Here is a 16,156-nt window from a genome sequence, read left to right as displayed (position 1 = left end):
CCCGTTACCGGCTCAAAACTGTTCCCACTCGATTTCGCTGGGCTTGGCGACGGCCGGACGGGACGGCTTTGCCGTGACGGGCGGGCGCCGTGCCGCCAGCGGCGGTGGCGGACGGCTGACCGCGCGCAGTCCCGCATCGCGGCTGCCGGCGATGTTGCCCACGCGGAAGACGCTGACCACCTCGTTCAGGCTGTTGACCTGTTCCTGCATCGCTTGCGCGGCGGCGGCGGCTTCTTCGACCAGCGCCGCATTTTGCTGCGTCACATTGTCCATTTGCGTCACGGCGATATTGATTTGCTCGATGCCGGCCGATTGTTCCTGGCTGGCGGACATCATTTCGGACATGATGCCGGTGACGCGCCGCACGCTGGCGACGACCTCGTGCATGGTCGATCCTGCCTGTTCCACCAGCCGGTTGCCGGCCTGGACCTTGTCGACCGAGTCGCCGATCAAGTCCTTGATTTCCTTGGCCGCCGCGGCCGAGCGCTGCGCCAGGTTGCGCACCTCGGTGGCCACTACGGCAAAGCCGCGCCCCTGTTCCCCGGCGCGGGCCGCTTCGACTGCCGCGTTCAGCGCCAGGATATTCGTCTGGAAGGCGATGCCGTCGATGACGGCGATGATGTCGACGATCTTGCGCGCCGAGACATCGATGGCCGCCATGGTGTCGACCACCTGCGCCACCACGGCGCCGCCCTTGGTGGCGACATCGGAGGCCGATTCGGCCAGCCCGTTGGCCTGGCGCGCATGGTCGGTGTTGATGCGCACGGTGCTGGTCAGTTCTTCCATGGACGACGCGGTTTGCTCCAGCGTGCTGGCCTGCTGCTCCGTGCGCGAAGACAAGTCCAGGTTGCCCATGGCGATTTGTCCCGCCGCCGTGGCGATGGTCTCGGTGCTGGCGTGAACTTGCTGGACGATTTGCGCCAGGCTGTCGCGCATCGATTGCATGGCGTGCAACAGGCTGTGCGTGTCGCCGGCGCGGGTATGAATGGGCACGGCCAGGTTGCCGCTGGCGATCTGTCCGGCGATCGCCGCCGCTTCGTCGGGTTCGCAACCGAGTTGGCGCGTCACGCTGCGCGTGATCAGCACGGCGGCCAGCAGGCTGGTGAGCAGCGCCAGCGAGCCGATGCTCAGCATCACCAGGCGCGCCTGGCTGTAGGCCGCCTCGGCCATGCTGGAGGCTTCGCTATTCTGCTTTTCCTCGACGGCGATCAAGGTGCGCAGCAATTCCCACCAACGCTTTTGCACGGGGCGGAATTCATAGCGCAGCAGCTTGTAGGCATCGTCCTGCTTTTGCTCCAGTGCCAGCGCGGCGGCCCGCTGAATGAAGGGGGCCGCCAGCCCGCTTTGTGTGCGGATCTGTTCGAGCAGGCTTTTTTCTTCGCTCGAGGTGCCTTCCAGCTTGGCGAACATTTCCCCCAGCTTTTGCTGGGCGGCGGCGTATTTTTTTTCCTGCTCCGCGATGCGCGCGACCTCGATCTGGATCTCCTTCTCCTCCTTCAGCAAAATCAGATTGCGCAGCGCCAGCGCCCGCTCGGTCACTGTCAAGTCCATAGTCTGGGCCAGCCTGGTTTCGACGTTGTTGACCTTGGTCGCTTCATCCATGCGGTCCTGGATTTGTCGCATGCTGGTCAGTCCCAACGCGATGACCAGCAACAGAAACAGGGATACCAGGCCAAAGCCCAGGCCGAGCCGCTTGGCTATGGTTAAGTTCAAAAATTTCATGCTGCCTCCTTAGGGCTATGCTTGCCGTTTCGCATAAGCTAATGCGGATTTATCGTGAAGCACTCAACGATCATAGTGATTGAGGGCAGGTGGAATGTCACACAAAGTCACTTTCAGCATTAGAGCAACAGTAGAAATTTACTTGCGGCAACAGTTCAGATTGAGTTAGATGGCGAACGCGCGCGGGCGCAGGTGTGGCGGCGCAGTGTGAGTTGCATCAGGAATGAAAAATTTTCATGCTACTTTGCGCTCATGATTTCACCTTTCACGTCGTTATAGCTGTGTCTGCTTAGCGTTTCAGATGTGCCCCGTCCCTTTCTCCGTGCAAGCCAGGGAGTGTTTGAAGGTAAATAGTTATCAAAAAATGAAAGTTATGCATCTTTTATCCAATCACCGATCTTCGTTTAGCAAGGCATAAGACCCATGACCTCCGTCTCCTCGATCCCGAGCTGGAATCCAAGTCCGTCCCGCGCGCTCAGTGCCGCGGCCAACAAGACCGATGCCGCGCCGTCTCCGGCGCCAAGTCCGTCTTCCATCGTTGCCATCGGGACCAGGCAAGCCACCGCCGACCTGACGCCGTCGCCGAAGATATGGGAAAGCCCTGCGCAAGATGGCGTCAGCGAGCAAATGGCGAAAAACTTTTTTTCGCGCACGGTTGGCGGCCGTTTCGCCGGCCTTGGCGCGAGCTTGCTGGAGCAGATCAAGGGGGGCGTGCGCAATGTGTCGCAGGCGGTACAGCAGTCGCCGCCGCGCATGGAACCGAATACCTATAGCGACATCGGGGCCATGCAAGCGGCCAGCTTGCACGGCAATGGCGAAGACAAGGTCACTCTCGGCATCACCACCAGGAGCGGCGTGGAGGTCAAGCTGTCGCTCGATAGCCAGGACGATGGCCTGGCCGTGCGCATGAGCACGAGCGGCGAACTCAGCGAGGCCGAGGCCGGCGCGCTGGGCGGCCTGGCGCAGGCCTTCCAGGAAGCCATCGATGGCATGGCGCAGGGCCAGCCGAAGATCAGCTTGAGCGGTCTGATGCAATTTGACCAGAACGTGCTGGCGTCGGTGAACTTGCACGCGGAAGTGAAAGTGCGCACCGAGCCGCAAAGCACGCAGACGCTGGACTTCCAGGCCGACAGCGCGCAGCGCAAGGTCAGCTTCAAGGGCGTGGCCGGATCGCTGGACGTGAAGGTGGACGCCAGCAAGCTCAATGCCCTGGGCAGCCAGGAACAGCAGGCCAAGGCCATGAGCAGTTATATGAAGCAGATCGGCCAGGCCGCGTCGCGTGGGCATGGCGATCCGGCGCTGATGTCGATGTTCAAGGATGCGTTTGGCGCCTTGCACAGCAACGCCGCCGCGCCGCAGGATGCGCGCGGCGTACCGGCGGCGGGCAAGTGGCGCCTGGCCGCCGAGGACAAGGCGATCCTGACCGGCATGGCGGACTTCAGCGCTTCGGTGTCGCAAACGCCGAAATCGGGCAATTCCATGCGCCTGGCGGAAACGGATGGCTTCAACTATGAACTGTCGCAACAGACGACCCTGGCCGGCGCCAGCCAGGACGAGCGCTCGATCCGGCAGCAGCAGCAATCAAAGCTGAGCGCCAGCTTCCACATGCCCTTGATCCCCGGCGTGCCGTTGCGCTTGACGGAAGCGGTGGAATCACAGAATTACACCTACCACCAGATCGAAGACACGGCCAGCAGCGATGCGCAACTGGCCTACAAGGAAGGCAAGCTGGTCAAAGCGAGCCTGCAACAAACAGCCACCCAGTCCACGCATGTCATGACATATGTGATGGGCAAGCTGGAGTCGGACACGACCACGCCGACCCAGCATTCGGTGCAGCGCGACTTGCTCACGCTGCTGTGGCCTTACAAGACGGGTACCACGGACGAGACTGTCGAGGGAAGGGCCGAGCGGCACAAACAGGATTTGCTGACACTGAACGACGATATCATGCTGCAATCCTATCCCGGTCAGTGGATCAGCCCGTGGCAGGGGGACGCCATGCCCGCGGCACAGGAAGCCAAGAATGGGGCGGCCGGCGCATAGCGTGCGGAAAAAAAGCCCGTCTTCGCAAGAAGGCGGGCTTTTTCTTTGGCGCGAAGGTGTCGCGTCAGGCTTTGGCCTTGCTTTGCCTGACCCGGTAACCGACGCCCAGGGCGCCTAGCCAGACGGGGATCAGGTAGACGGAGATGCGCAGGCCCGGCGTCAGGTACATGATCACCAGAATACCGGCCAGGAAGACCAGGCACAGGTAGTTGGTGAATGGGTAGCCCAGGCTCTGGAACAAGGTCGTCTTGCCTTCGATTTTTTTCTGCGCGCGGAAGCGCAAATGGATCCAGCTGATCATGGCCCAGTTGATGATCAGCGCCGAGACCACGAGTCCCATCAGTACTTCGAACGCTTCGCCCGGCATGAAGTAATTGACCACCACGCAGGCGCCCGTCGCCAGGGCCGACACGCCCAGCGCCGCCAAAGGCACGCCGCGGCGGTTCAAGTGCAGCAGCGCGCGCGGCGCATTGCCTTGCTTGGCCAGGCCGAACAGCATGCGCGTGTTGCAGTACACACCGCTGTTGTAGACGGACAGGGCGGCAGTCAGCACCACCACGTTCAGGGCCGTGGCCACCAGGTTGCTGTCGAGCGCATGGAAGATCAGCACGAAGGGGCTGCCGCCGGTGACGACGTTTTGCCACGGGTACAGCGACAACAAAATGCCCAGTGCGCCGATGTAAAAGATCAGGATGCGGTAGATGGCCTGGTTGGTGGCGCGTGGAATCGTCGTGCTCGGGTCATCCGCTTCGGCCGCCGTGATGCCCACCAGTTCCAGGCCGCCGAACGAGAACATGATGACGGCCATGGCCATCACCAGGCCCTGCCAGCCATTCGGGAAGAAGCCGCCGTGCTGCCACAGGTTGGCCACCGACGCTTGCGGGCCCGCGTCGCCGGAGGCAAGCAGGTAAGCGCCGAAGACGATCATGCCGATGATGGCGACCACCTTGATGATGGCGAACCAGAATTCCATTTCGCCAAAGGCTTTCACGTTCAGCAGGCTGATGGCGTTGATGGCGCAAAAGAAGATCAGCGCCGAGACCCAGGTCGGCACGCCCGGCCACCAGTACTGCACATAGATGCCGACGGCCGTCAACTCGGCCATGCTGACGAGTATATACAGTACCCAGTAATTCCAGCCCGACAGGAAGCCGGGCAGGTGGCCGCAGTATTTGTCGGCGAAGTAGCTGAAGGAGCCGGCGACCGGTTCGTCGACCACCATCTCGCCCAGCTGGCGCATGATCAGGAAGGCGATCACACCGGCGATGGCATAGCCCAGCAGCACTGAAGGGCCGGCCATCTTGATGGTTTGCGCGATGCCCAGAAACAGGCCGGTGCCGATGGCGCCGCCCAAGGCGATGAGCTGGATGTGGCGGCTTTTCAGGCCGCGCTTGAGCTCTTGTGGTTCGGTATTCCCGACTGCCGTCATATGTTTTATCCTGTTTTTACGGGGCTGAGGTCGCTGATTCTAAAGCATGGGCGCGCAAAGCAGGAGCGAAATGCATGTTGCACTGCGGAGGCGCAAGAAAAGCCCCGCATCTTCGCCGAACGGCGCGCAAAAGCGCTGCAGGCAGCGCCGGCGGCACGGTATCATGATGATAAATTTCAAGGAGCATGCATGCATCTTGCGCAGCGTAGCCGTTTGCAAGCGATCAGCCTGGGCTTTTTGGCCGGCTATGTCGATACCCTGGGCTTTGTCGCCCTGTTCGGCCTGTTCACGGCCCATGTGACGGGCAATTTCGTGTTGATCGGCGCGGCGCTGGCCAATGCCACGCATGCCTCGATAGCCCTCAAGCTGCTGGCCTTCCCTGCGTTTATCGTGGGCGTGGCGGCGACGCGGCTCCTGAGCGTGGCGGTCGAGCGCCGCGGCGGACCGGCGCTGCGCCTGGCGCTGCTGCTGGAGCTGGCGCTGCTGCTCGGTTTCATGGTGTCTGGCGTGCTGGCCGAACCGCTGGCGGCGCAGCCGGGCGCGCTGGCGATGGCGGCCGGCCTGTTCGGCGCGGCGGCCATGGGTGCGCACAGCGCCATCAGCCGGTTGCTGCTGGCGCACCTGGCGCCCACGTCCATGATGACGGGCAACGTCACGCAATTGGTGATCGATACGGTCGACGTGCTGCGCGGCGCGGCCGATGGCGCCACGCGCGAGCGCTGCGTCAAATGCTTCTGGCCCTTGCTGGGCTTTGCCGTGGGCGCCATCCTGGCCGCCTTTGCCTACCTGGCCGTGGGTTTTGCCGCGCTGGCCGTGCCGCTGGCCATTTTGCTGGTGCTGATCGCGCTGGAGCCGGCACGCCAGGCCGCCTAAGCCTGCACCGGTTGACGCGCCGCCACGATGGCCGGCTCGTACACGGCCAGAAACTCGGGCGGCAGGCGGCGCGCGCGGCCGCTGCTCAATTCGATGCAAATCAATTCCCAGCGTGCGCGCACGACGGTGGCGCCGTCGCTGTCGCGGATCAGCTGGAAGCGCCGTTCCATGCTGGAGCGGCCGTCGCTGGCGCACAGCCAGGTGGCCAGGGTCAGCGCTTCGCCGGCCCGCGTCGGCAGCAGGTAGTCGTATTCGCCGCGGCGTATCGCCATGGCCCGGTCCAGGCGCCGGTAATCGTCCAGGTCCAGTCCCAGCGTGGCCGAGTGGTGCCAGGCGATATGCTCGCACCAGCGCACATACACGGCGTTGTTGGTGTGCTGCAAGCCATCGATGTCGCCCGCTTCGGGTGTGACGGGCAGGGTGTGGGCGTGCGGATAATCCCAGTTCAAGTGCGCTCCTTTCGATACGGTGGCGGCTGATTGTACGTGCTGGCGGTGTTTCCTGCCTGCGGCGCACGTCTGGAAAAACACTGTTTTATGCGTTGATGTATGATGCATCATAATCTGAAAAATCTGAAAATGCCTATGAACCATTCCCTGGACAGCCTGGTGCACGTCAACCTGGGCAAATCCGTCTATGCGATGCTGCGCGACGCGCTGGCGGCGGGGCGCTTCCAGCCGAATGACCGGCTGCGCATCCGCGAACTGGCGCTCCAGCTCGGCACCAGCGTCACGCCCGTGCGCGACGCCATGCTGCAACTGGTGCAGGAAGAGGCGCTGGTGCTGCGCTCGCCGCGCGACTTCCGCGTGCCCGTGCTCAGCGTGGCGCGCTACCTGGAAATCCGCGCGCTGCGCCTGGAACTGGAAGGGCTGGGCGCATTCGAGGCGGCGCAGCGCATCGACGCCGCCACCCTGGCCGACCTGGAACGCCTGCTGCAGGCCAATGAAGAGGCCATCGCGCGGCACGACCTGGCGGCGGCCCTGCAATGCAACCAGGCGTTTCACCTTGCGCTGGCGCAGGCGGCCGGCATGCCGACCCTGAAACGCTTCGTCGACCACCTGTGGATGCAGACGGCGCCCCTGATCGCCGCCGGCTACGCCAGTTTTTCGCCCGACATGCGGGTCGGCCACCACCACGCCATCATCAGCGCGCTGCGCCAGCGCGACAGCGCGGCCGCGCGGCGCGCCATCGAACAGGACATCCTCGACGGCGGGACGCAGATGCTGGCCTATGTCATGCGCCAGGAGCGCATCCACGCCGGCCCAACCGAACAAGAACAGAACAAGGAAGAACATGAGTGAACAAAAAACCGCCATCGTCACGGGCGCCAGCCGCGGCATCGGCCACGCCGTGGCCGAACGCTTCCGCAGCCTGGGCTGGCGCGTCATCACCGTCTCGCGCAGCCCGATTCCCGGCGGCTGCCCGCGCAGCCAGGAACACAACACGCATGTGTGCATGGATCTGTCGGATTTAAGCCAGATCGGGCAGATGGTCGACACCCTGCGCCCCATGCTGGGCGACTCGAAGCTGCACGCGCTGGTGAACAATGCGGGCGTGTCGCCGAAGGGGCCGGGCGGCTCGCGCGTCAATTCGCTGACCACCGACATGCAGACCTGGCAAGAAATGTACAACACGAATTTCTTTGCGCCGCTGGCGCTGACGCGCGGCTTTGCGCAGGAATTGTCGAATGCGCACGGTGCCGTCGTGAACCTGTGCTCGATCGCCGGCTACCGCGTACATCCGTTTGCCGGTTCCGCCTACGCCAGCTCGAAGGCGGCGCTGGCGTCGCTGACGCGCGAAATGGCCAACGACATGGCGCCGCTGAACGTGCGCGTGAACGCCATCGCGCCGGGCGAGATCGACACGGCCATCCTGTCGCCCGGCACCTCGCACATCGTCGACACGCAAATCCCCCTGCGCCGCCTGGGCACGACGGCCGAAGTGGCCGATTTGGTGGAGTTCCTGTGCAGCGAGCGCGCCTCGTACATCACGGGCGCGGAAATTCCCATCGACGGCGGCCAGCGCATTTAATCTAGGAGGAAGATCATGAGCAAACATATCGGTATCGTCGGCTGTTCGGCCGAAGGCGCGGCCCTGTGCTATCGCACCATCTGCGAAGAGGGCGCGCATGCACTGGGAGCGTATGCACATCCGGAAGTGACGCTGCACACGCCGTCGCTGGCGCGCTATGTGGATTGCCTGAACGGGGGCGACCTGGCCGGCGTGGCCGAGCTGATGCTGGCGTCGGCGCGCAAGCTGGCCGCCGCCGGCGCCGAGTTTCTGATCTGCCCCGACAACACCATTCACCAGGCATTCGAGCTGATGGCGCCCCGTTCGCCGCTGCCGTGGCTGCATATCGCGGACGTCGTCGCCGCCGAAGCGGCCGCGCGTGGTTTTCAAAGAGTGGGGCTGACGGGCACGCGCTGGCTGGTCGACAGCGCCGTGTATCCGGACCGGCTGGCCGCGCGCGGCATCGCTTGCGTGCGGCCCGGCGAGGACGAACGCAGCGAGATCAACCGCATCATCATGGAAGAACTGGTGCCGGGCGTCGTCAAGGCGGACAGCGTGGCGCGCTTCCTGTCCATCCTCGGCGGCTTGCAAGAGCAGGGCTGCGACGCCGTGATCCTCGGCTGCACGGAAATCCCGCTGATCATCAGCGACGCCAATTCGCCGCTGCCGACGCTCGACTCCACGCGCTTGCTGGCGCGCGCCGCCTTGCGCCGGGCGCTGGCCGCCTAGCGTTCCAGCTGCGCCTGCAGCGCCGCCACCACCAGCGCGTGGTCGTCCGCTTGCGCCAGGCCGGAAACGCTCACCGTGCCGACCAGTCCCACGCCGCGTATCAGCAAGGGGAAGGCGCCGCCGTGGCCCGCATACTCGATGTCGTCGAGGTATTTCACGTCTTCGAAGGTGCTGCCGCGGCTTTTATACGAGATGCCCATGTAGTAGGAGCTGTGGCAAAAGCGCTGCACCGTCTGGTTCTTGCGGCGTATCCAGTCTGCCTGGTCGGCCGTGGCGCCCGTCATGGCGTGGTGGAACAGGACTTGGCCGTTGCGCGTGATGTTCACGGTGACGGCCTTGCCCCGCTTGCGCACTTCTTCAACGATCCACAGGCCCACGGCCAGCGCGGCGTCGTTGTCGAAGCGTTCGAATTGCAGGGATTCTTCCTGTTGCGCGAGGGTTTGCAGCAAATCGGCGTAGTGATCCATCGTCAGGGAGTCGGGTAGTGGCTGGAAACGCTACTGTAGCGCAGCATGGACCAGCCGCGCGCGCTTTTTCCGTGCCGCGCCTACAATAGGCGGCATGAACCTGTCCCTGTTTGCCGATGAAGACCAGGCTCCGGCCGCTCCCGCGCCGCTGGTGCCCGGTTCGTCCGCGTCGCTCCTGCTGCGCGCTTTCGCGCTGCCTTATCTGGATGAGCTGCTGCCGGCGCTGCACGCCATCGTGCTGGCGGCGCCCCTGCGCCACATGGCCACGCCGGGTGGCTTGCGCATGTCCGTTGCCATGAGCAATTGCGGCGCCCAGGGCTGGATCACGGATGGACGCGGCTACCGCTATGCGCGGCTCGATCCGGCCAGCGGCCGCCCCTGGCCGCCGATGCCGCCCGTGTTCCTGCGCCTGGCGCAGCAGGCGGCGCTGGCGGCCGGCTATCCGGGCTTCACGCCCGACGCCTGCCTGGTCAACCGTTATGCGCCCGGTGCGCGCATGGCCCTGCACCAGGACCGCGATGAATGCGATTTCACCGCGCCCATCGTTTCCGTCTCGCTGGGCCTGCCCGCCACTTTCCTGTTCGGCGGCGCCGAGCGGGCCGACAAGGCGGCCCGCATTCCTTTGCTGCATGGCGACGTGGTGGTGTGGGGCGGCCCCGACCGCCTGCGCTTCCACGGCGTGGCGCCCCTGAAGGAGGGGGAGCACGCGTTGCTGGGCGCGCAGCGCATCAATCTGACGTTTCGCAAGGCTGGCTGAGCTGGCGCCAGGGCGTACCCGGCTTGAGAATGTAGTGCGCATGCACATAGCGCCACGGTATGGCCAGGTAGACCAGCACGACGAATGAAATTTCAAACACATATTGCGTGGTGGCAGGATCCAGGCCGCCTCGCAGCCATTGCGGCAGCGGCACGAGCAGCAGCCACAGGGTCTTCCACAGCGCTTCCCACAGCAGCACGGGCAGCATCTGCAGCGGATAGCGCAGGCCCAGCAGGCATAGCAGCGAGAACGCGGCCAGCATGCAGTTCACCGTGCCACGCATCAGCTCCCACGGCTGGTGCGGCGTGACGATGCCGGGCCACAGCACGCTGCCAAGGCCCAGGACGACCAGCAGATACATGGCGCGCAGCGCATACAGACGGGCGGTCGATACGGTGTTCATGGTGCGTCTCCTGGTCGTGGGGTAGCAATCAAAGGGCTTATTCGACTTCCTTGAGGATGGTTTCCAGCTTGCTCAGGCGGGTCTGGATCTGCGCCACGGAGGCGTTCAGTGCGGCCAGTGACGCTGCCGTTTCCGCTTGCGCGGCGGCCATGGATCTGGCCAGTTCCTGGTAGGCGCTGTCTTGCGCCAGCCGGGCGCGCGCCTGCATGATGCCGGACGTATATTTGAGGGCGAAGATGATGACGGCGGCCGTGCAGGGGAAGAATAAGGCGGCGAAAAAGACATTTTCAGACATGATGACCTCTACAGTTCAGGATTAATCCGGGTTGGGGGTGAGCGAAGACGCCGCCGCGGCGATGCTGGCCGGCGTCAGCAGCAATTCAAATGGGCTGGCTTCGAAGTAATTGAGGGCCTTGCCGTCGTGCGACAGCTCCAGCTGGCTGGTGACCAGTCCCGCGCGCTCCAGCTTTTGCAGGTGCAAATGCAGCAGGGGCCGGCTGATGCCCAGGTCGCGCGCCAGCTGGCTGATGTAGATGCGCCCGCCGCTGGCCAGCGCCGCGATGATGCGCAGCCGGTGCGGGTTGTCGAGCGCCGCCAGAATGGCCAGCAAGCGGTCGCCGGCCGTTGGTGTATTTATGTCTGTCATGTGTCAACATTATCTGACATATGTAAAGGAGTCAAGTAGAATCATCGCATCGCTTTAATGCAAGATACTTGCAAATGCGAGAGTTTTTCTTCATGATATGCAACTTGTTTGCATATGGAGCCATGACCATGAAGCGCGATTCCGTTTCCTCTCCCTTGCCCGATGTGGCCGCCGGCCCCCACCTGGGCCACCCCTTGCCATTGGAATGGGTCGGCATGCAGGACATCGCCTTGCCCCTGTGGCTGGAAGAGGGCGGGCAGGCGCAGCAAGTGCATGCGTGGGCCGATGTGCAGGTGGACTTGCCCGATCCGCACGTGAAGGGCATCCACATGTCGCGGCTGTATCTGCTGCTCGATGCGTTTGCCGCCGCGCAGCCGCTCGATGCGGGTACGCTGGCAGCCGTGCTGCGACGCATGGTGGACAGTCATGCCGATTGCGGCAGCACGCAGGCACGCCTCGCGCTGGCGTTTCCCGTGCTGCGGCGCCAGCCGGCGCTGCTGACGGCGGGGCTGTCGGGCTGGAAATCGTATCCCGTGCGCCTGCAGGCGAGTGTTTCTGCGCAGGGCTTTGCCCTGACCCTGACGGTGGAGATCGGCTATTCGTCGACCTGTCCCTGTTCGGCGGCGCTGGCGCGGCAACTGCTTGCCGACGCGTTTGCGGCGCGGTTCGGCGAGGCTGGCATCGATGGCATCGCCGCGCGCGACTGGCTGCAGGAACACGCGAGCCTGGCCACACCGCACAGCCAGCGCAGCACGGCGACGGTCAGCGTGGCATTGACGGAGCAGGCGGAGCTGGACCTGTTTCCCTTGATTGACCTGGTCGAGGCGGCGCTGGCCACGCCGCTGCAAACGGCCGTGAAACGGGCCGACGAGCAGGCGTTCGCGCGCTTGAATGGTGCTAACCTGATGTATGTCGAAGACGCGGCCCGCCGCGTGCAGGCGGCGCTGGCGCAACATTATGCGCAGGCGCGTGTTACCGTACGGCATATGGAAAGCCTGCATCCGCACGACGCCGTGGCGCAGGCGGGCCAGCTTGCCTGAGCTTTTCACTCAACCACCGTGAAGGAAGACAGCATGCCGGAGAAAATCGAGCGGGAAGTGGGCGATGACAGCCTGGAACAGGAACGGGAACGTGAACGGCGCGAGCATGCGCTGATCGACGAGGAAAAGCTGGGCATGGACGAGCTGGAAGAGGAACGGCTGAAGCGGGAGCGCCAGCCGGGCGCGCCGGCGGGGCGCTAGCTCTCAGGTGCTGCATCAGCGCTGGCATCGCGCCGTGCTGACCGGTACAATCTCGCCTTGTCCTTCTCCCCAGCCCCGGAGGCCCATGAAATACCGCGCATTCTTCCCGTTCATCCTCGGCCTGGCAGGCGCCACGCTGGCCGCCTCGCAGGCCCAGGCCGGCACCATCTGCACCGCCATGGCCGATGCCAAAACGGGCGCCGTCTTGTTGCAAGAGGGTAATTGCATCGACAGAGTCACGCCCGCCTCGACCTTCAAGATCGCCCTCAGCCTGATGGGCTACGACGCCGGTTTCCTCAAGGATGAGCACCAGCCGACCCTGCCATACCGCCAGGGCTATGTGGACTGGGGCGGTGAAGCGTGGCGCCAGGATACGGATCCGTCGCGCTGGATGCAGTATTCCGTGGTCTGGTATTCGCAGCAGATCACGCAGGCGCTGGGCGCCGAGCGCTTCCAGAAGTACGCCAAGGCTTTGCGCTATGGGAATGCGGATGTGTCGGGCGACAAGGGCAAGGACAATAGCCTGGAGCGCTCGTGGATCAGCTCTTCGCTGAAAATATCCCCGCTGGAACAGCTGGGTTTCTTGCGCAAACTGGTCAATTACCAGTTGCCCGTGACGAAACAGGCGATGCAGGCAACGCAGCGCTTGACGCGCCTGGCGGACGTGGATGGCTGGCAAGTGCACGGCAAGACGGGCGCGGCCTTCACGCGCAAGGCCGACGGCAGCTTTGACGAAGCGCATGGCTATGGCTGGTTCGTGGGCTGGGCCAGCAAGGGCGAGCGCAGCATCGTGTTTGCGCGCCTGGTGCAGGACGAGCAGAAAGGCTTGCCATCGGCGGGCCTGCGCACGCGCGACGCCATGCTGAAGGAATTGCCGGCCCTGCTGGAGCAGGCGCCGAAGTGACGGCCAGCATCGTCGGCGCCACCTTCATCGCCTCCGAGGGAGCGTACCTGGAAGCCGTCATCGAGGTGGACGGCCAGCGCCTGCACGTGATGGACGAGTTTGGCGGCGCCCAACTGGCCGCCGGCACGGAAGTTCGGCTCGAACTGTGGCCGCAAGCCAGCGAGAGCGACGACTGGGACGCGATCTTCACCTCCAATCCCGGCCGGGAAAAGCGCTTGCTGCGCCTCGATGGCTGGCGCTACCTGGCGCTGGGCGTCGTCGTCAGCGTCGATCCCGTCGTCTGTGATTGCGGCCTGCTGCAGCTGGAAAACCCGTTTACAACGCATGACGAGCGCTGCGTGGGCGCGTATGTCGGCGTCACGCTGGCGCGCCTCGATGCCTGCCAGGCGTAAAATCCGGCCCGCTTTGTTGCCCGCCCTATATACTTGCTGAAACGGATCATCCGGCATCAGACAAGGTTACAAGCATGGCATCAGGCATGGAGCAGTTTCAGGAAAAAGCACGGCAGGCGTGGATACAGGGGCGCGCGCAGGTCGTTCGTGTGGCGGGGCTGGCGTGGGTCAAGGCAGTGGTGCTGTACCGGCGCGGCCATGCGCACTTGATGACCTTGCCGCCCGTGCGGCGCGCGCTGGTGCTGGGCCTGTGGGCGTTCCTGGCTTTGCTGGCCTTGTTGACGCTGTACCTGCTGCTGCTGATACCCTTGACGCCGAGCATCCACGATTTGCGCCAGGCGCGCGCGGCCGCACCGAGCACCATGGTCAGCACCGACGGCAAGGAACTGGTGCGTTTCGACCAGGGCTTGCAGGAACGGGTCACGTTAAAACAGATTTCGCCGAACGTGATCAGCGCCTTGATCTCGACGGAAGACCACCGTTTCTACGCACACCACGGCATCGATTTCACGCGCACGGCGGGCGCCATCCTGCACACTGCGGGTGGCAACCCCCAGGGCGGTTCCACCATCACGCAGCAGCTGGCGCGCAATATGTTCCCCGAGGAGATAGGCCGCTCGCGCAACCTGAACCGCAAGCTGAAGGAGCTCATCACGGCCCTCAAAATCGAGGCCACCTACAGCAAGACGGAAATCCTGGAAGCGTATTTGAACACGGTGCCTTTCCTGTACAACACTTACGGCATCGAAATGGCGGCCCGCACTTACTTCGACAAGCCAGCCTCGCGCCTCGACATCCTGGAAAGCGCCACCCTGGTCGGCATGCTCAAGGGCACGAATTACTACAATCCCGTCGGCAATCCCGAGCGTTCGCTGCAGCGCCGCAACGTGGTGCTGGGGCAGATGCGCAAGCACGACGTTATCGACGAGGCGCGCTATAAACAGTTGATCAAGCGTCCGCTGCGCCTGCATTTCGAGCGCCAGAGCGAGCGGGCGCAATCGGACAGCCATTTCACGGCCTATGTGCGCAAGTGGCTGATCGACTGGGCCGACGAAAACGATTACAACCTGGAGCGCGATGGCCTGGTGGTGCACACCACGCTGGACCACGATTTGCAGCAGGCGGCCGAGCGCGCCGTCGAACGCCAGGCGAACGCCTTGCAGGCGATCGCCGACGTGGAATGGAGCCGCGCGGGTGTGCCGTCGTCCACTTCGACGGGCATGTACGCAGGCATGCAGGCTGGCAGCGTACCGTTCGAGTATTTCTGGAAATCGCATCCGGCCCTGCTCGATTCCTTCGTGCGCGAGTCGGGCGACTACCGCAAGCTGACGGCGGCCGGCGGCACGCCCGAGGCTGCGCTGGCGCAACTGAAGGGCGACCGCGCCTTCATGGCGGCCCTGCGCAAGTCGAAGACGCGCCTGGAAGCGGGTTTTACGGCCATGGACCCGGCCACGGGCGCCGTGCGCGCCTGGGTGGGCAGCCGCGACTTTGCGCGCGAGCAATTCGACCACGTGTCGCAGGCGGCGCGCCAGCCCGGCTCCACCTTTAAACCCATCGTGTATGGCGCGGCGCTGGAAAAGGGCCTGAGCCCCGACCACGTCTACCGCGATGAAGTGATGGATATCAAGGCGGCCGACGGCACCAAATGGCGCCCGACTGACATGAGCGGCACCACGGGGCGCGACATGACCATGCGCGACGGCCTTGTTTACTCGAAAAACACCATCACGGCGCAAGTGATGCAGGACGTCGGCTTGCCGCCGATCATCAAGCTGGCGCGCGCGCTGGGCATTCGCGACAGCAAGCTGGAAAAAGTGCCGTCCCTGGCGCTGGGTACCAGTCCCGTCACCTTATTGGAAATGGTCAACGCCTACGCCAGCATCGCGGCCCAGGGCGAAGCGCGCCTGCCGTTCGTCGTCACGCACATCACGGACCGTGAAGGCAAGGTCATCGCCCGCTTCGGCGAAGACAAGCCCCAGCGCGCGATGCAAGAGGCATCGGCCGCCACCCTGACGGACATGATGCGCGGCGTCATCGACCGCGGCACGGGCACGGCCATCCGCAGCCGCTTCGGCATCCGCTCCGACGTGGCCGGCAAGAGCGGCACCACGCAAAACAATGCGGATGGCTGGTTCATTTTGATGCACCCGGAACTGGTGGGCGGCGCCTGGGTAGGTTTCAATGACGCGCGCGTCACCATGCGCAGCAATTACTGGGGCCAGGGCGGCCACAACGCCGTGCTGGTGGTGGGCGACTTCTTCAAGACGGCGCTGGACACGGGCAAGCTGTCGCGCGACGCCATCTTCCCCGGCGGTAAGCCGCCACCGCCGCTGCGCCATGTGGAACCGGTCGATGAGCCGCAGGACGAACCGGTGGAAGAGCCGGGAGACTTGCTGCAGGAAGGCGTGCCGCCAGCGCCGCTGGCCGTGCCGGCCGAAGGCGAGCAGGACACGCATGGCAAGGCGGTGCCGGAGCCCGCTCCGGCACCCGCTCCTATGCCGCAGCCGGCGCCGCAGCCCGTGCCGCAAGCTTAGCCG

The 16,156-nt window shown here is 64.4% G+C and carries 18 protein-coding genes; 11 read left to right on the top strand and 7 right to left on the bottom strand.

Annotated elements, in window-relative coordinates:
* Positions 1 to 12: 12 nt before the first annotated feature.
* Positions 13 to 1,722 carry a methyl-accepting chemotaxis protein gene (locus FJQ89_RS06415; RefSeq protein ID WP_141169530.1) on the bottom strand — a complete coding sequence of 570 codons (1,710 nt, stop codon included), beginning with the start codon at positions 1,720 to 1,722 and terminating at the stop codon, positions 13 to 15.
* Between the two features lie 423 nt (positions 1,723 to 2,145).
* Between FJQ89_RS06415 and FJQ89_RS06410 the strand changes: the two genes are divergently transcribed.
* Positions 2,146 to 3,768: a hypothetical protein gene (locus FJQ89_RS06410; protein WP_141169529.1), complete on the top strand. Its 1,623-nt coding sequence runs from the start codon at positions 2,146 to 2,148 to the stop codon at positions 3,766 to 3,768.
* A gap of 64 nt (positions 3,769 to 3,832) precedes the next feature.
* On the opposite strand, the gene FJQ89_RS06405 is transcribed toward FJQ89_RS06410, so the two are convergent.
* A complete protein-coding gene (locus FJQ89_RS06405; RefSeq protein ID WP_141169528.1) occupies positions 3,833 to 5,197 on the bottom strand; it encodes an amino acid permease in 1,365 nt (454 codons plus the stop codon).
* A 189-nt stretch (positions 5,198 to 5,386) separates the two neighbouring features.
* On the opposite strand from FJQ89_RS06405, the gene FJQ89_RS06400 reads away from it, so the two are divergent.
* Positions 5,387 to 6,070 carry a YoaK family protein gene (locus FJQ89_RS06400; RefSeq protein ID WP_141169527.1) on the top strand — a complete coding sequence of 228 codons (684 nt, stop codon included), beginning with the start codon at positions 5,387 to 5,389 and terminating at the stop codon, positions 6,068 to 6,070.
* Here the strand turns inward: FJQ89_RS06400 and FJQ89_RS06395 are convergent.
* Complete coding sequence (locus FJQ89_RS06395) at positions 6,067 to 6,519, bottom strand: acyl-CoA thioesterase (protein ID WP_205704577.1); 453 nt, start codon at positions 6,517 to 6,519, stop codon at positions 6,067 to 6,069. The two genes, FJQ89_RS06400 and FJQ89_RS06395, sit on opposite strands and share 4 nt — an antisense overlap.
* A gap of 135 nt (positions 6,520 to 6,654) precedes the next feature.
* Between FJQ89_RS06395 and FJQ89_RS06390 the strand changes: the two genes are divergently transcribed.
* Genes FJQ89_RS06390 through FJQ89_RS06380 form a run of 3 tightly spaced genes read left to right on the top strand, consistent with a single transcriptional unit; the run spans position 6,655 to position 8,809 of the window.
* The gene (locus tag FJQ89_RS06390) at positions 6,655 to 7,371 is read left to right on the top strand and encodes a GntR family transcriptional regulator (protein ID WP_141169525.1); all 717 of its coding nucleotides are present in this window, start codon (positions 6,655 to 6,657) and stop codon (positions 7,369 to 7,371) included.
* Positions 7,364 to 8,101, top strand: a complete 738-nt coding sequence (locus FJQ89_RS06385; protein ID WP_141169524.1) for an SDR family NAD(P)-dependent oxidoreductase — start codon at positions 7,364 to 7,366, stop codon at positions 8,099 to 8,101. Before FJQ89_RS06390 ends, FJQ89_RS06385 begins: the two co-directional genes overlap by 8 nt.
* A 15-nt stretch (positions 8,102 to 8,116) precedes the next feature.
* Positions 8,117 to 8,809 carry an aspartate/glutamate racemase family protein gene (locus tag FJQ89_RS06380; protein ID WP_141169523.1) on the top strand — a complete coding sequence of 231 codons (693 nt, stop codon included), beginning with the start codon at positions 8,117 to 8,119 and terminating at the stop codon, positions 8,807 to 8,809.
* Here FJQ89_RS06380 and FJQ89_RS06375 read toward each other — a convergent pair.
* Positions 8,806 to 9,276, bottom strand: a complete 471-nt coding sequence (locus tag FJQ89_RS06375; protein ID WP_071077059.1) for a heme-degrading domain-containing protein — start codon at positions 9,274 to 9,276, stop codon at positions 8,806 to 8,808. The two genes, FJQ89_RS06380 and FJQ89_RS06375, sit on opposite strands and share 4 nt — an antisense overlap.
* Positions 9,277 to 9,370: 94 nt before the next feature.
* Here FJQ89_RS06375 and alkB point away from each other — a divergent pair, with 94 nt between their 5' ends.
* Positions 9,371 to 10,033 (top strand): DNA oxidative demethylase AlkB, encoded by a 663-nt coding sequence (gene alkB / locus FJQ89_RS06370; RefSeq protein WP_141169522.1) that lies wholly within the window; start codon positions 9,371 to 9,373, stop codon positions 10,031 to 10,033.
* On the opposite strand, the gene FJQ89_RS06365 is transcribed toward alkB, so the two are convergent.
* Genes FJQ89_RS06365 through FJQ89_RS06355 form a run of 3 tightly spaced genes read right to left on the bottom strand, consistent with a single transcriptional unit; the run spans position 10,005 to position 11,082 of the window.
* Positions 10,005 to 10,436, bottom strand: coding sequence for a hypothetical protein (locus FJQ89_RS06365; protein WP_141169521.1), 432 nt, complete (start codon positions 10,434 to 10,436; stop codon positions 10,005 to 10,007). The two genes, alkB and FJQ89_RS06365, sit on opposite strands and share 29 nt — an antisense overlap.
* Before the next feature lie 37 nt (positions 10,437 to 10,473).
* On the bottom strand, positions 10,474 to 10,731 hold the full coding sequence (locus FJQ89_RS06360; RefSeq protein ID WP_141169520.1) for a hypothetical protein: 258 nt from the start codon (positions 10,729 to 10,731) through the stop codon (positions 10,474 to 10,476).
* A gap of 21 nt (positions 10,732 to 10,752) precedes the next feature.
* A complete protein-coding gene (locus FJQ89_RS06355) occupies positions 10,753 to 11,082 on the bottom strand; it encodes an ArsR/SmtB family transcription factor (RefSeq protein WP_141169519.1) in 330 nt (109 codons plus the stop codon).
* Positions 11,083 to 11,204: 122 nt separating this feature from the next.
* On the opposite strand from FJQ89_RS06355, the gene folE2 reads away from it, so the two are divergent.
* From folE2 to FJQ89_RS06335, 5 genes are all read left to right on the top strand, one after another.
* Positions 11,205 to 12,122 (top strand): GTP cyclohydrolase FolE2, encoded by a 918-nt coding sequence (folE2, locus tag FJQ89_RS06350; protein WP_141169518.1) that lies wholly within the window; start codon positions 11,205 to 11,207, stop codon positions 12,120 to 12,122.
* Positions 12,123 to 12,155: 33 nt separating this feature from the next.
* Positions 12,156 to 12,323, top strand: coding sequence for a hypothetical protein (locus FJQ89_RS27985; RefSeq protein WP_168208379.1), 168 nt, complete (start codon positions 12,156 to 12,158; stop codon positions 12,321 to 12,323).
* Positions 12,324 to 12,408: 85 nt separating this feature from the next.
* Complete coding sequence (gene blaOXA, locus FJQ89_RS06345) at positions 12,409 to 13,227, top strand: class D beta-lactamase (RefSeq protein WP_141169517.1); 819 nt, start codon at positions 12,409 to 12,411, stop codon at positions 13,225 to 13,227.
* Complete coding sequence (locus tag FJQ89_RS06340) at positions 13,224 to 13,619, top strand: hypothetical protein (RefSeq protein WP_141169516.1); 396 nt, start codon at positions 13,224 to 13,226, stop codon at positions 13,617 to 13,619. Before blaOXA ends, FJQ89_RS06340 begins: the two co-directional genes overlap by 4 nt.
* 74 nt (positions 13,620 to 13,693) lie before the next feature.
* Positions 13,694 to 16,153 carry a penicillin-binding protein 1A gene (locus tag FJQ89_RS06335; protein WP_141169515.1) on the top strand — a complete coding sequence of 820 codons (2,460 nt, stop codon included), beginning with the start codon at positions 13,694 to 13,696 and terminating at the stop codon, positions 16,151 to 16,153.
* The last annotated feature ends 3 nt before the right edge of the window (positions 16,154 to 16,156 follow it).

Source organism: Janthinobacterium tructae (assembly GCF_006517255.1).
Classification (GTDB): domain Bacteria; phylum Pseudomonadota; class Gammaproteobacteria; order Burkholderiales; family Burkholderiaceae_D; genus Janthinobacterium; species Janthinobacterium tructae.
The sequence above is the reverse complement of the archived record's forward strand: the minus strand, read 5'-3'. Positions and strand labels throughout refer to the sequence as shown.

Coding starts and splice junctions, on each gene's coding strand:
- FJQ89_RS06415 (WP_141169530.1), bottom strand. CDS start 1,722: ATGAAATTTTTGAACTTAACCATAGCCAAGCGGCTCGGCCTGGGCTTT.
- FJQ89_RS06410 (WP_141169529.1), top strand. CDS start 2,146: ATGACCTCCGTCTCCTCGATCCCGAGCTGGAATCCAAGTCCGTCCCGC.
- FJQ89_RS06405 (WP_141169528.1), bottom strand. CDS start 5,197: ATGACGGCAGTCGGGAATACCGAACCACAAGAGCTCAAGCGCGGCCTG.
- FJQ89_RS06400 (WP_141169527.1), top strand. CDS start 5,387: ATGCATCTTGCGCAGCGTAGCCGTTTGCAAGCGATCAGCCTGGGCTTT.
- FJQ89_RS06390 (WP_141169525.1), top strand. CDS start 6,655: ATGAACCATTCCCTGGACAGCCTGGTGCACGTCAACCTGGGCAAATCC.
- FJQ89_RS06385 (WP_141169524.1), top strand. CDS start 7,364: ATGAGTGAACAAAAAACCGCCATCGTCACGGGCGCCAGCCGCGGCATC.
- FJQ89_RS06380 (WP_141169523.1), top strand. CDS start 8,117: ATGAGCAAACATATCGGTATCGTCGGCTGTTCGGCCGAAGGCGCGGCC.
- FJQ89_RS06375 (WP_071077059.1), bottom strand. CDS start 9,276: ATGGATCACTACGCCGATTTGCTGCAAACCCTCGCGCAACAGGAAGAA.
- alkB (WP_141169522.1), top strand. CDS start 9,371: ATGAACCTGTCCCTGTTTGCCGATGAAGACCAGGCTCCGGCCGCTCCC.
- FJQ89_RS06365 (WP_141169521.1), bottom strand. CDS start 10,436: ATGAACACCGTATCGACCGCCCGTCTGTATGCGCTGCGCGCCATGTAT.
- FJQ89_RS06360 (WP_141169520.1), bottom strand. CDS start 10,731: ATGTCTGAAAATGTCTTTTTCGCCGCCTTATTCTTCCCCTGCACGGCC.
- FJQ89_RS06355 (WP_141169519.1), bottom strand. CDS start 11,082: ATGACAGACATAAATACACCAACGGCCGGCGACCGCTTGCTGGCCATT.
- folE2 (WP_141169518.1), top strand. CDS start 11,205: ATGACCATGAAGCGCGATTCCGTTTCCTCTCCCTTGCCCGATGTGGCC.
- FJQ89_RS27985 (WP_168208379.1), top strand. CDS start 12,156: ATGCCGGAGAAAATCGAGCGGGAAGTGGGCGATGACAGCCTGGAACAG.
- blaOXA (WP_141169517.1), top strand. CDS start 12,409: ATGAAATACCGCGCATTCTTCCCGTTCATCCTCGGCCTGGCAGGCGCC.
- FJQ89_RS06335 (WP_141169515.1), top strand. CDS start 13,694: ATGGCATCAGGCATGGAGCAGTTTCAGGAAAAAGCACGGCAGGCGTGG.